14 protein-coding genes are annotated in these 12335 nt (G+C 40.6%); 13 read left to right on the top strand and 1 reads right to left on the bottom strand.

Annotation, left to right across the window (positions count from 1 at the left end):
* The first annotated feature begins 27 nt into the window (after positions 1 to 27).
* The 13 genes from rsmG (at position 28) to glmU (ending at position 11130) form a co-directional block, all read left to right on the top strand.
* On the top strand, positions 28 to 648 hold the full coding sequence (rsmG, locus tag JFU56_RS21220; RefSeq protein WP_198439242.1) for a 16S rRNA (guanine(527)-N(7))-methyltransferase RsmG: 621 nt from the start codon (positions 28 to 30) through the stop codon (positions 646 to 648).
* 12 nt (positions 649 to 660) lie between these two features.
* Positions 661 to 1464, top strand: coding sequence for a ParA family protein (locus tag JFU56_RS21215; RefSeq protein ID WP_198439241.1), 804 nt, complete (start codon positions 661 to 663; stop codon positions 1462 to 1464).
* Positions 1461 to 2357 (top strand): ParB/RepB/Spo0J family partition protein, encoded by an 897-nt coding sequence (locus tag JFU56_RS21210; RefSeq protein ID WP_198439240.1) that lies wholly within the window; start codon positions 1461 to 1463, stop codon positions 2355 to 2357. Before JFU56_RS21215 ends, JFU56_RS21210 begins: the two co-directional genes overlap by 4 nt.
* 388 nt (positions 2358 to 2745) lie before the next feature.
* On the top strand, positions 2746 to 3135 hold the full coding sequence (locus tag JFU56_RS21205) for an ATP synthase subunit I (protein ID WP_198439239.1): 390 nt from the start codon (positions 2746 to 2748) through the stop codon (positions 3133 to 3135).
* A 3-nt stretch (positions 3136 to 3138) separates the two neighbouring features.
* Positions 3139 to 3915: a F0F1 ATP synthase subunit A gene (gene atpB, locus JFU56_RS21200; RefSeq protein ID WP_198439238.1), complete on the top strand. Its 777-nt coding sequence runs from the start codon at positions 3139 to 3141 to the stop codon at positions 3913 to 3915.
* A gap of 50 nt (positions 3916 to 3965) precedes the next feature.
* Complete coding sequence (atpE, locus tag JFU56_RS21195) at positions 3966 to 4208, top strand: F0F1 ATP synthase subunit C (protein WP_017223402.1); 243 nt, start codon at positions 3966 to 3968, stop codon at positions 4206 to 4208.
* A gap of 36 nt (positions 4209 to 4244) precedes the next feature.
* Positions 4245 to 4715, top strand: coding sequence for a F0F1 ATP synthase subunit B (gene atpF / locus JFU56_RS21190; RefSeq protein ID WP_198439237.1), 471 nt, complete (start codon positions 4245 to 4247; stop codon positions 4713 to 4715).
* Positions 4716 to 4729: 14 nt separating this feature from the next.
* Positions 4730 to 5263: a F0F1 ATP synthase subunit delta gene (gene atpH, locus JFU56_RS21185; protein ID WP_198439236.1), complete on the top strand. Its 534-nt coding sequence runs from the start codon at positions 4730 to 4732 to the stop codon at positions 5261 to 5263.
* Between the two features lie 12 nt (positions 5264 to 5275).
* A complete protein-coding gene (gene atpA, locus JFU56_RS21180) occupies positions 5276 to 6817 on the top strand; it encodes a F0F1 ATP synthase subunit alpha (RefSeq protein ID WP_019442495.1) in 1542 nt (513 codons plus the stop codon).
* A gap of 48 nt (positions 6818 to 6865) precedes the next feature.
* Positions 6866 to 7732: a F0F1 ATP synthase subunit gamma gene (gene atpG / locus JFU56_RS21175; protein WP_198439235.1), complete on the top strand. Its 867-nt coding sequence runs from the start codon at positions 6866 to 6868 to the stop codon at positions 7730 to 7732.
* A 29-nt stretch (positions 7733 to 7761) separates the two neighbouring features.
* Positions 7762 to 9147, top strand: a complete 1386-nt coding sequence (gene atpD / locus JFU56_RS21170; RefSeq protein WP_019442497.1) for a F0F1 ATP synthase subunit beta — start codon at positions 7762 to 7764, stop codon at positions 9145 to 9147.
* Positions 9148 to 9162: 15 nt separating this feature from the next.
* Positions 9163 to 9588, top strand: coding sequence for a F0F1 ATP synthase subunit epsilon (locus JFU56_RS21165; protein ID WP_019442498.1), 426 nt, complete (start codon positions 9163 to 9165; stop codon positions 9586 to 9588).
* Between the two features lie 177 nt (positions 9589 to 9765).
* Positions 9766 to 11130 carry a bifunctional UDP-N-acetylglucosamine diphosphorylase/glucosamine-1-phosphate N-acetyltransferase GlmU gene (gene glmU / locus JFU56_RS21160; protein WP_198439234.1) on the top strand — a complete coding sequence of 455 codons (1365 nt, stop codon included), beginning with the start codon at positions 9766 to 9768 and terminating at the stop codon, positions 11128 to 11130.
* Positions 11131 to 11206: 76 nt separating this feature from the next.
* Here the strand turns inward: glmU and nadE are convergent, their stop codons facing one another.
* A complete protein-coding gene (gene nadE / locus JFU56_RS21155; protein WP_198439233.1) occupies positions 11207 to 12043 on the bottom strand; it encodes an ammonia-dependent NAD(+) synthetase in 837 nt (278 codons plus the stop codon).
* Positions 12044 to 12335 lie beyond the last annotated feature (292 nt).

Below are 12335 nucleotides of genomic sequence, written 5' to 3'. Positions count from 1 at the left end.
TCACGTTTTACCGGAGTAAATCTACCCATGATCAACCGCCTCGATGCATTATTAGCTCAAACACCTTTGGTTGTTACTGATACCCAAAAACAGCAATTAGTGGCATTAGTTAATTTGTTACATAAGTGGAATAAGGCATATAACCTAACTTCGGTGCGTGATCCTGACGATATGTTAGTTAAACATATTATGGACAGCCTTGTGGTGAGCCCTTATTTAGAAGGCGAGCGTTTTATTGATGTCGGTACTGGCCCAGGTTTACCGGGTCTACCTTTAGCTATTATGAATCCAGATAAAGAATTTGTATTGCTTGATAGCTTAGGCAAACGAATTCGTTTCATTACACAGGCTGTACATGAATTAAAATTAACGAATGTAACGCCTGTACAATCACGCGTTGAAGAATACCAACCAGAAATTAAATTTGATGGCGTATTAAGTCGTGCGTTTGCTTCATTAGAAGATATGTTACATTGGTGCAAGCATCTACCAAAACAAGATGGTTTGTTTTACGCGTTGAAAGGGGTAAAACCAACGGGTGAAATTAAAACATTGAATACGAAATTCAAACTGGAAGTTGCACATAAACTAACAGTGCCAGAGTTAGAGGGCGAACGTCATCTAATCGTCATGTCAGAGATTAAATAATAGGGAACATTTGTGGGCAAAATCATAGCAATAGCTAACCAAAAAGGTGGCGTAGGAAAAACAACTACTTGTGTCAATTTAGCAGCCTCCATGTCGGCGACTAAACGTAAGGTATTGCTAATTGATCTTGATCCACAAGGTAATGCAACCATGGGCAGTGGCGTTGATAAATACAGCGTCGAATATTCTGCCTATGATTTATTGGTTGATGAAAAACCAGTAAATGAAGTTGTGGTTACTGAAACCTCAGGGAAATATCACCTTATTGCCGCTAATCAAGATGTCACCGCGGCTGAAATTAAATTAATGGAATTTTTTGCGCGTGAATTACGTTTGAAAAATGCATTAGCGGCTGTAAAAGATTATTACGATTATATTTTTATTGATTGTCCACCGTCATTAAACTTATTAACCATTAATGCGATGGCTGCTGCGGATTCTATTATTGTGCCAATGCAATGTGAATATTATGCCCTTGAAGGCCTCACTGCATTAATGGATACCACCACGAAACTTGCAGCAGCGGTTAATCCTGAGCTTAAAATTGAAGGCATACTTCGTACTATGTATGACCCGCGTAATCGCTTAGCATCTGACGTATCTGAGCAACTTAAGCAGCATTTTGGCGATAAAGTCTATCGTACCGTGATCCCTCGTAATATCCGCTTAGCTGAAGCGCCAAGCTTTGGTGCACCTGCTATGTATTATGATAAATCATCGAGTGGCGCTAAAGCCTATTTGGCACTAGCCGGAGAAATCATTCGTCGTCAAGAATTAGCCAACGAACAGAGCGTACAGGCAAAGGAACAAGCATGAATACGAAAAAACGAGGTTTAGGTAAAGGTCTGGATGCACTATTGGGGACAAGTGCGATTGCGAGAACGAAAGAACAAGCGATCGACGAGCTACCATCACCAGTATTATCTGTTGTTGAAAATGAGTTAAAAAAATTACCGGTCGAATGGTTATACCCAGGTAAATATCAACCACGTAAAGACATGGCAACGGATGCACTTGATGAGTTAGCGGCATCTATTACAGCCCAAGGAATTATTCAGCCCATCGTTGTTCGTGAGCTTAGTACGCAGCAATATGAAATTATTGCAGGTGAACGTCGTTGGCGTGCTGCACAACTTGCCGGTTTAAGCCAAGTACCTTGTATTGTTAAAAATGTCGCTGATGAAGCTGTCATGGCGATGGCGTTGATTGAGAATATCCAACGTGAAGACTTAAATGCAATGGAACAATCAACTGCATTACAGCGCCTCATCGAAGAGTTCTCATTGACTCATCAGCAGGTGGCTGATGCAGTCGGTAAATCACGTGCGTCAGTATCTAATTTATTACGCTTAAATAGCCTCAATCCAGATGTTAAAATCTTGCTTGAACATGGTGATATTGAGATGGGTCATGGGCGTGCTTTATTGGGTCTTGAAGGCGAATTACAGTCACAAGCTGCGAGCAATATTGCTCAGCGTGGATTAACCGTCCGTGACACTGAAAAATTGGTCAGAAAGCTCCTTGAGCCGAAGGCCGAAACTGCCTCTGTAAAGGCTAAAGATCCGGATGTAGCGAACCTAGAATATCGCTTATCAGAGCGACTAAAAGCTAAAGTTATCATTAAACAAGGTGCAAATGGCTGTGGAAAGTTAACAATTGATTATACTAGCCTTGCAGAATTGGATGATATAGTCTCAACTTTAGGTTAAAGATTGATCTTCAAGTGATAAAGATCAAATTAAGTTAAGATTTATAAAAGCGGTGTTGTGGGTCAGTAAATATACTTAGCTCAGTGAGATACGCTTTTCTGAACAATTATCTTCATTCGAAATATCAATGGCTTATATTTAACTGAATGTCAAAATAACTTTATTTCATAATAACCCCGTTGTTTAGAATTTAATATTATAAGGGCGCTACTCATTAGTGGGTAACGCCTGTCATATCTCATTTTTCAGAATATTCTACTTAGCTTTCCTTATCTAGGTTGCAATCAGTTGCATTAGCACCACTTCAACGTATAATTTATCCTGCTTTTAGAAGCGTTTTTGTATATTTTTTTTGAATGCTTCAAAAAGATTGTTTTAGGGGTTTATTGTGTCAAATAAATTAGCAATGAATGCGTTCAATCAAGCGATTAAGCTGATTGTGTTTCAGGTGCTATTAGTGGCCGTTTGCGCGTTAACCTTTTTGGTAATTGACGGTGAGCTTTCAGCTCGTTCTGCAGTATTTGGTGGCATCATTTATGTGTTACCAAATTATATTTTTACGCGTTTAGCTTTCCGGTTTATGGGCGCTAGACAAATGAAAGATGTAGTGTCGTCGTTTGCATTGGGTGAATCGTTAAAATTGGTTCTGACAGTTGTGTTTTTTATTGCGGTGTTAGGTTTCGTTAAGGTGAATTATCTTCCTCTTTACGTGACGTTTTCATTAGCGATAGGCTCACAATTATTTGCTCCTTATTTTATGAACAAAAAACTGGGATGAAAAATGTCTGCAACAGGTGAAGCACTAACGTCGACCCAATATATCCAACATCACTTAACTAATTTAGCGGTTGGTGAAGGATTTTGGACTTGGCACCTAGACACACTTTTCGTAACCCTCGCTTTAGGGATTTTATTCTTAGGGACATTCTATAAAGTTGGTCAGAAAGCGACAACGGGCGTACCGGGTAAATTTCAATGTTTCGTTGAAATGTGCATCGAGTTCGTAAACGACATTGTGAAAGAATCTTTTCACGGTCGTAATGCATTAATTGCACCGCTGTCATTAACTATCTTCATGATGGTTATTCTGATGAATACAATGGATTTAGTTCCTGTGGATTTCATTCCTGAAGCAGCAAAAGCAATGGGAATTGACTACATGAAAGTTGTTCCAACAACAGACTTAAATACTACTTTCGCTATGTCGTTAAGTATTTTTGCACTAATTGTTGGTTTCAGCATCAAGGTTAAAGGTTTTGGTGGGTTCACTCGTGAACTGACTATGAATCCATTTAACCATTGGGTATTTATTCCTTTTAACTTTGCACTGGAAATGGTTACTTTACTGGCGAAGCCTATCTCATTAGCGCTACGTTTGTTTGGTAATATGTACGCAGGTGAGCTGATCTTTATTTTGATCGCGCTTATGCCTTGGTACCTTCAGTGGGGACTAAGTGTGCCATGGGCGATTTTCCATATTTTGGTAATCGTTCTACAAGGGTTTATCTTCATGATGCTGTCTATGGTTTATCTAAGCAGTGCATGTGAAGATCATTAATTTATAAACACAAATTTTAATTAAAATTTTTTATCTTATTGGAGAATAAAATGGAAACTGTATCAGCTACTATTTTCGCTGTTGCTATCTTACTAGGTTTTGCTGCATTCGGTACAGCAATTGGTTTCGCTATCTTAGGTGGCAAATTCCTAGAGTCTTCTGCTCGTCAACCAGAGATGGCACCAGCACTACAAACTAAAATGTTCATTGTTGCTGGTCTTCTTGATGCGATCTCTATGATTGCAGTTGGTATCGCATTATTCCTATTATTCGCGAACCCATTCATCGCTTAATCAGCTTTCGGTCCACTACTAACCAGGAGGTTCGTTGTGAATATCAACGCAACTCTTTTAGGACAAGCGATTTCTTTCACGTTATTCGTACTATTTTGTATGAAATATGTATGGCCGCCATTAATCGCGGCTATCGAAGAACGTCAAAAGAAAATTGCTGATGGCCTTGCAAGTGCGGATAAAGCTGCTAAAGATCTGAAGCTAGCGGAAGCTAAAGCAACAGATCAATTGAAAGATGCTAAAGCGCAAGCGGCAAATATCATTGATGCAGCAAACAAGCGTAAATCTCAGATAGTCGATGAAGCTAAAGATGAAGCGAATGCGGAGCGAACTAAAATTCTTGCTCAAGCAGACGCTGAAGTTGAAGCAGAACGTAATCGTCTAAAAGAAGAATTACGCAAACAAGTAGCTGGTTTAGCTATTGCCGGTGCTGAAAAAATTATCGAACGTTCTATCGATGAAGCTGCTAACAGTGACATCGTAGACAAAATCGTTGCAGAACTTTAACAACTGGGGGGCTTATGTCTGATTTGACTACTATTGCTCGTCCATATGCTAAAGCTGCATTTGATTTTGCCGTTAAGGAACAGGCTATTGATAAATGGCAAGAAATGTTAGCGTTTACCGCGGAAATCGCAGTAAACAAAGATATTTCTAATTTATTAAATGGCGCTGTTGGTTCACAAGCTATCGCTGATATTTTTATTAACGTAGCTGATGAGCAACTTAACGAATCGGGTCAAAACTTTATTAAAGTATTGGCTGAGAACGTTCGTTTAAGCGCATTACCAAGCATTGTTACTTTATTTGCTCTTTACAAAGCGGAACATGAGAAATCTGTTGATGCTGATGTAACATCTGCAATGCCGTTAACGGCTACGCAAGAAGCAAACATTGTGATCGCGTTGGAAAAGCGTTTAGCACGCAAAGTTAAGTTAAATTGCAACGTTGATAACACTCTAATTGGTGGTCTGGTTATCCAGACTGGTGATTTAGTTATTGATGGCTCTGTACGCGGTAAGTTAAATAAACTTGCGGAAGCGCTACAATCGTAATTGGGGAATAGCATGCAACTGAATTCTACAGAAATCAGTGATCTGATCAAACAACGTATTGAAAAATTCAGCGTTGTTAGTGAAGCAAGAAATGAAGGTACGATCGTTTCAGTAAGCGATGGTATTATTCGTATTCATGGCCTTGCAGACTGTATGCAAGGCGAAATGATTGAATTACCTGGAAACCGCTTTGGTATCGCATTAAACCTAGAGCGTGACTCTGTTGGTGCGGTAGTAATGGGTTCTTACATGGGTCTTGCAGAAGGCCAAAAAGTACGTTCAACTGGACGTATTTTTGAAGTGCCAGTAGGTCGCAACTTATTAGGTCGTGTTTTAAACACACTTGGTGAGCCTATCGACGGTAAAGGACCTATCGACAATGATGGTTTCTCTCCTGTTGAAGTAATTGCACCGGGTGTAATGGAACGTAAATCTGTTGACCAACCTGTACAGATCGGTATCAAAGCGATTGACGCTATGATCCCAATCGGTCGTGGTCAACGTGAGCTTATTATTGGTGACCGTCAGGTTGGTAAGAGTGCTATCGCTATCGATGCAATCATCAACCAAAAAGACTCAGGCATCAAATGTGTATACGTAGCAATCGGTCAGAAAGCTTCTACCGTAGCTAGTGTTGTACGTAAGCTTGAAGAACATGGCGCAATGGAAAACACTATTCTTGTTGTTGCAACGGCTTCTGAAGCTGCGGCACTACAATACCTAGCACCATACTCTGGTTGTGCTATGGGTGAATACTTCCGTGACCGTGGTGAAGATGCACTGATCGTATATGATGATTTGTCTAAGCAAGCCGTTGCTTACCGTCAAATCTCATTACTTTTACGTCGTCCACCGGGCCGTGAAGCATACCCTGGTGATGTTTTCTATCTACATTCACGTCTACTAGAGCGTGCTGCTCGTGTAAACGCTGAGTACGTAGAAGCGTTCACTAAAGGTGAAGTGAAAGGTAAGACTGGTTCTTTGACTGCTCTTCCTATCATTGAAACTCAAGGTGGTGACGTATCTGCGTTCGTACCAACGAACGTAATTTCTATTACCGATGGTCAGATCTTCTTGACTACAGAGCTGTTTAACTCAGGCACACGTCCTGCTGTTGATCCAGGTATCTCTGTATCGCGTGTTGGTGGTTCAGCACAAACGAAGATCATTAAGAAACTATCTGGTGGTATTCGTACCGCACTAGCACAGTATCGTGAATTAGCAGCATTTGCTCAATTCTCTTCAGACCTTGATGATGCAACGCGTAAGCAGCTTGATCATGGCGCGAAAGTTACTGAGCTAATGAAGCAAGGCCAATATGCACCAATGAGTGTTGCAGAGCAGGCTCTATCTTTATATGCAGCAGAAACTGGTGCATTAGAAGATGTTGAAGTTAACAAAATTGTTAGCTTTGAAGCGTCTCTACAAGCTTATGCTAAAGCAGAACACGCTGATTTACTTGCTTCTATTAATGAAACAGGCGCGTATGACAAAGATGTTCAAGCTAAGCTAACAAGCTTACTTGCAAGCTTTAAGTCTACACAAACCTGGTAAGAGCGGTGGCAGCCTTTGCTGCCACAGTTAGCTTAATAGGAGAAGCAAATGGCCGGCGCTAAAGAAATTAAAAACAAGATCGGGAGTATTACTAATACTCAGAAGATCACCAGCGCAATGGAGATGGTTGCCGCGAGTAAAATGCGTAAAGCACAAGATCGCATGGCAGCTAGTCGCCCATACGCTAACACAATGCGCAGAGTGATCGGTCATCTCGCTGAAGGTTCTCTAGAGTACTCTCATCCGTACCTAGAAGAACGTGAAGCGAAACGTGTTGGTTATATTGTGATTTCAACTGACCGTGGTCTATGTGGCGGCTTGAACATCAACCTTTTCAAAAAGACTCTCTCTGATATGAAGGGATGGTCGGATAAAAATGTAGAAATCGATTTAGGGCTTATTGGCGCTAAAGCGGGTACATTTTTCGCTAACGTAGGCGGAAACGTGGTTGCTAATGCAGCAAACCTCGGTGAAGAACCTACGTTAGAAGACTTGATTGGTTCTGTTCGAGTTATGCTAGAAGCATACGATAACGGTAAGTTGGATCGCTTATTCGTTGTATATAACAAATTTGTTAATACAATGACGCAAGAACCAACTATCGATCAACTACTGCCGTTGCCTGCATCGGAAGAAAACGAAGCACTACCAAAGCATGGCTGGGATTACCTTTACGAAGGCGAACCTGCTGAGCTTCTAACTAAATTATTAGTTAGATTTATTGAATCTCAAGTGTATCAAGGTGTTGTTGAAAACGCAGCATCTGAACAAGCAGCACGTATGTTTGCAATGAAAAATGCAACAGACAATGCTGGTGACATTATTGATGAGCTGCAGTTAGTATTTAACAAAGCCCGTCAATCTGCCATTACACAAGAGATTTCTGAAATTTGTGCTGGTGCTTCAGCGGTTTAGGCAAACTTGTAAAGTTTAGAGGATTTAAAATGAGTACTGGTATTATTGTCCAGATCATCGGTGCTGTTGTGGACGTTGAGTTTCCACAGCAATCCGTACCTCAAGTGTACGATGCACTGACATTTGACGACGCTAACCTATCTGAATTGGTGCTAGAAGTTCAGCAACAAATCGGTGGTGGTGTTGTTCGTTGTATCGTTATGGGTTCAAGTGACGGCTTACGCCGAGGCCTTAAAGTAACTAACACTGGTAGCGCGATTAGCGTGCCTGTTGGTGACGAATGTCTTGGTCGTATTGTAAACGTTCTTGGTAACCCAATTGACGGTAAAGGCGCTATCCCAACAGATACGCGTTATGAAATTCACCGTACAGCGCCTTCTTATGAAGAGCAGTCACTTTCTAGCGAATTGCTAGAAACAGGTGTTAAAGTTATCGATCTGATTTGCCCATTTGCTAAAGGTGGTAAAGTCGGTCTATTCGGTGGTGCCGGTGTTGGTAAAACCGTAAACATGATGGAACTAATCAACAACATCGCTAAAGCTCACTCAGGTCTATCTGTGTTTGCTGGTGTTGGTGAGCGTACTCGTGAAGGTAACGATTTCTACTACGAGATGGAAGAAGCCGGCGTACTTGATAAAGTAGCAATGGTTTACGGCCAAATGAATGAGCCTCCAGGTAACCGTTTACGTGTTGCTTTGACTGGTTTATCAATGGCTGAACGCTTCCGTGACGAAGGTAAAGATGTACTACTATTCATCGATAATATCTATCGTTATACACTTGCGGGAACTGAAGTATCTGCACTGCTAGGTCGTATGCCATCAGCGGTAGGTTACCAGCCTACACTTGCTGAAGAAATGGGTATCCTACAAGAGCGTATTACTTCAACTAAGAGTGGTTCAATTACATCTATCCAAGCGGTATACGTACCTGCGGATGATTTAACGGATCCATCTCCAGCAACAACATTTGCTCACTTAGATGCAACAGTTGTACTGAACCGTAATATTGCTTCAATGGGTATGTACCCTGCGATCGACCCACTAGATTCTACTTCTCGTCAGTTAGATCCTCTAGTAGTTGGTCAAGAACATTACGACATCGCTCGTGGCGTTCAAGGTGTACTACAGCGTTATACTGAATTAAAAGACATTATTGCGATCCTAGGTATGGATGAGCTATCTGAAGAAGATAAGCAAATCGTATCTCGTGCTCGTAAGATCCAACGTTTCTTAACTCAGCCATACCATGTTGCTGAAGTATTTACTGGTGACCCAGGTGTTCTTGTATCATTAAAAGAAACTCTACGTGGCTTTAAAGGCCTGTTAGAGGGTGATTACGATGATCTTCCTGAGCAAGCGTTCATGTATTGTGGTTCTATCGACGATGCTGTTGAAGCTGCGAAGAAACTGTAAATAAGCGAGGGCACTATGGCTATGACTTTTGATTTGAATGTAGTAAGCGCAGAAGGTGTTTTATTTTCTGGGCGTGCTGAAAGCATTCAAGTTACCGGTTCTGGCGGTGAGTTCGGCATTTTAGCTGGACATACACCACTATTAACTGGAATAGTACCTGGCATGGTGCGCTTGGTTAAACAACACGGTGAAGAAGAAGTTATCTTTGTTTCAGGCGGTACTTGTGAAGTACAACCTGGCGAAGTTACCGTGCTGGCTGATACTGCGATTCGTGCAGAAGATCTAGATTTAGCCAAAGCGCAAGAAGCCAAAAGACAAGCTGAAGAACTACTGAGCAATTCTGCAACTAATCAAGATGTGGATTACACTCAAGTAGCTATTCAATTGGCTGATGCTATTGCTCAACTTCGTGTGCTTAAATTGGTTAAAAAATTCAACTAATTTAACTTAGGTTAGATTGAGTGAATCTTTAATTGATCACGTGTAGTTGTCAAAAAAGCGACCTTAGGGTCGCTTTTTTTATATCTTCATTAAACTATTCATATTGTTAAACCCATTTATTCCCTATAATCTAATTACTATTTATTTTAATTATTCATCTTTTGATAAGAGCCCATTATGCCTATTAGTGTTGTTATTCTTGCTGCTGGTAAAGGAACGCGTATGCGTTCAGATCTTCCTAAAGTGCTTCACCCAATCGCTAAAAAACCAATGGTTCAGCATGTTATCGATACCGTAAAACAGTTAGATGTTAACGATATCCATTTAGTCTATGGCCATGGTGCTGAATTACTCAAATCACGCATTAACGATGACAAGCTAGATTGGGTTCTGCAAGCTGAACAATTAGGGACTGGTCATGCCGTGCAACAAGCGGCTGATAAATTTAAAGCGGACGAACAAGTACTAGTGCTTTATGGTGACGTGCCATTAATTAGCCAAGAAACACTGACACACCTATGCCAGTCTCAACCCGAAGGCGGCATCGGTCTACTGACGGTGAAGCTGGATAACCCAATGGGTTATGGTCGTATTGTACGTGATGGTGAAACGGTCGTTGGTATTGTTGAGCAAAAAGATGCATCGGCAGAGCAGCTTAAAATCGATGAAGTAAACTCTGGCATATTAGTGGCTAACGGTGCTGATTTTAAGCACTGGTTATCCCTGTTAGATAATAATAATGCACAAGCTGAATATTACCTTACCGATGTGATCGCCCTCGCCCATCAAGCTGGACGCACCATTAATGCGGTACACCCAATCGCGAACATTGAGGTTGAAGGTGTTAACAACCGTATGCAATTGGCAGAATTAGAACGTGCATACCAAAAATTACAAGCGTACAAACTGATGGAACAAGGCGTGACTATGCTTGATCCAAATCGTTTTGATTTACGTGGCGAAGTCAGTGTTGGTAATGATGTGACATTTGATATTAACGTTATTATCGAAGGTAAAGTAACTATCGGTAGTGGCGTTACTATTGGTGCTAATTGTATTTTAAAAGATTGCCATATTGGTGCTAATTCAGAGATTAAGCCAAACTCAATTATTGAGTCTGCAACGATTGGTGTCGACTGCAGTGCAGGCCCATTTGCCCGTTTACGTCCTGACACTATATTAGAAGATGATGCCCACGTAGGTAATTTTGTCGAATTGAAGAAAACTACCTTAGGCAAAGGTTCTAAAGCAGGACATCTTAGCTATTTAGGTGACAGCGTTATTGGTGAGAAAGTAAATATCGGCGCCGGTACGATTACGTGTAATTATGATGGCGTAAATAAGTTTAAAACCATTATTGAAGATGGTGCTTTTATTGGTTCTGATAGTCAATTAATCGCCCCTGTCACTATTGGGAAAAATGCGACTGTGGCTGCTGGTTCTACAATAACGAAAGATGTTGAAGCAAACGATTTAGTAATATCACGTGTTAAGCAACGACATATTCGTAATTGGCCAAAACCAACGAAAATAGAAAAGTAATCATTGATAGATTAGTGATACAAAAAAGCAGAGATTAATCTCTGCTTTTTTGTTTTATAAATCAAGCCTGCAATAATTAAGTTGGTGTCGGTATCGCATTACGCTTATGCGTTGTCTTAGAGTATGTATCAATAATTTTTGCTTCAGCGTTTGCATCAATAGATTTACCTTCTAAGAAGTCATCTATTTGATCATAAGTGACACCGAGTGCTATTTCATCTTCAAGCTGTGGGCGATCTTCTTCTAAATCTGCTGTAGGTATTTTCAAGAATACGTCTTGCGAAGCACCTAAGAATTCAGCTAATGCTCTTACTTGGCGTTTATTCAAACCAAATAAAGGTGCTAAATCGCAAGCACCATCGCCGTGTTTAGTAAAGAAACCGGAAATGTTTTCAGCACTATGATCTGTTCCTGGTACTAAGCCTCTATATAAGCCTGCAATTTCATACTGTGCAATCATGCGCATTCTTGCTTTTACGTTACCTTTATTGAAATCTTGATTAAAGGCTGTTGTTTCTGGCAGTCCTGCTGCTTGTACAGATTTAAGTACTTCACTATGAATACTGTCTGAACCTGATTGGATGTTCACCGTGACAGATGTTTTTGGATTAATAAAGCTTAGCGCTTTTTGTGCATCATCTTCATCTGCTTGGATAGAATAAGGTAAGCGTACGGCAATGAAATTAAACTCATCACTGTGTTGTTCTGTATTTAACTCTTCGATAGCTAATTGGCAAAGACGGCCACAAGTTGATGAATCAACACCACCACTTATACCTAGAACTAAACTTTTTAATCCTGAGTTAGTTAATTGCTGCTTGATAAAGTTAATGCGACTACGAATCTCATCGGCAATATTAATACTCGGTTTAACTTTCATCTCGGCGATGATTTGGTTTCTAAGTTCAGTCATGGGTATATCTCCTTGGTTAATATCATTGTATCGCGATAAACCTACAATACTAGGGCTGTCGTTGGCTAAAGCACGACATTATTTAGCGCTGAACTAATGCTGTTGCTGTATTTGCGTACCAGAAAGATCGAAAAAAAACACTTTAGTGCTAATTTCGTACAGTAAAGCCTGTTTGTTTAGTTTATTGTCAAAATGACTTGCCAATAAACCTGAGTTCTCTATAATCGCTCCCACTGACACGGCAACAGTCGTTCAGTATGCTCTTTAACAATTTATTCAAGCAATCTGTGTG

It is taken from the genome of Moritella sp. F3 (assembly GCF_015082335.1).
Taxonomy (GTDB): Bacteria; Pseudomonadota; Gammaproteobacteria; order Enterobacterales; family Moritellaceae; genus Moritella.
This window is presented reverse-complemented; position numbering and strand designations above follow the sequence as displayed.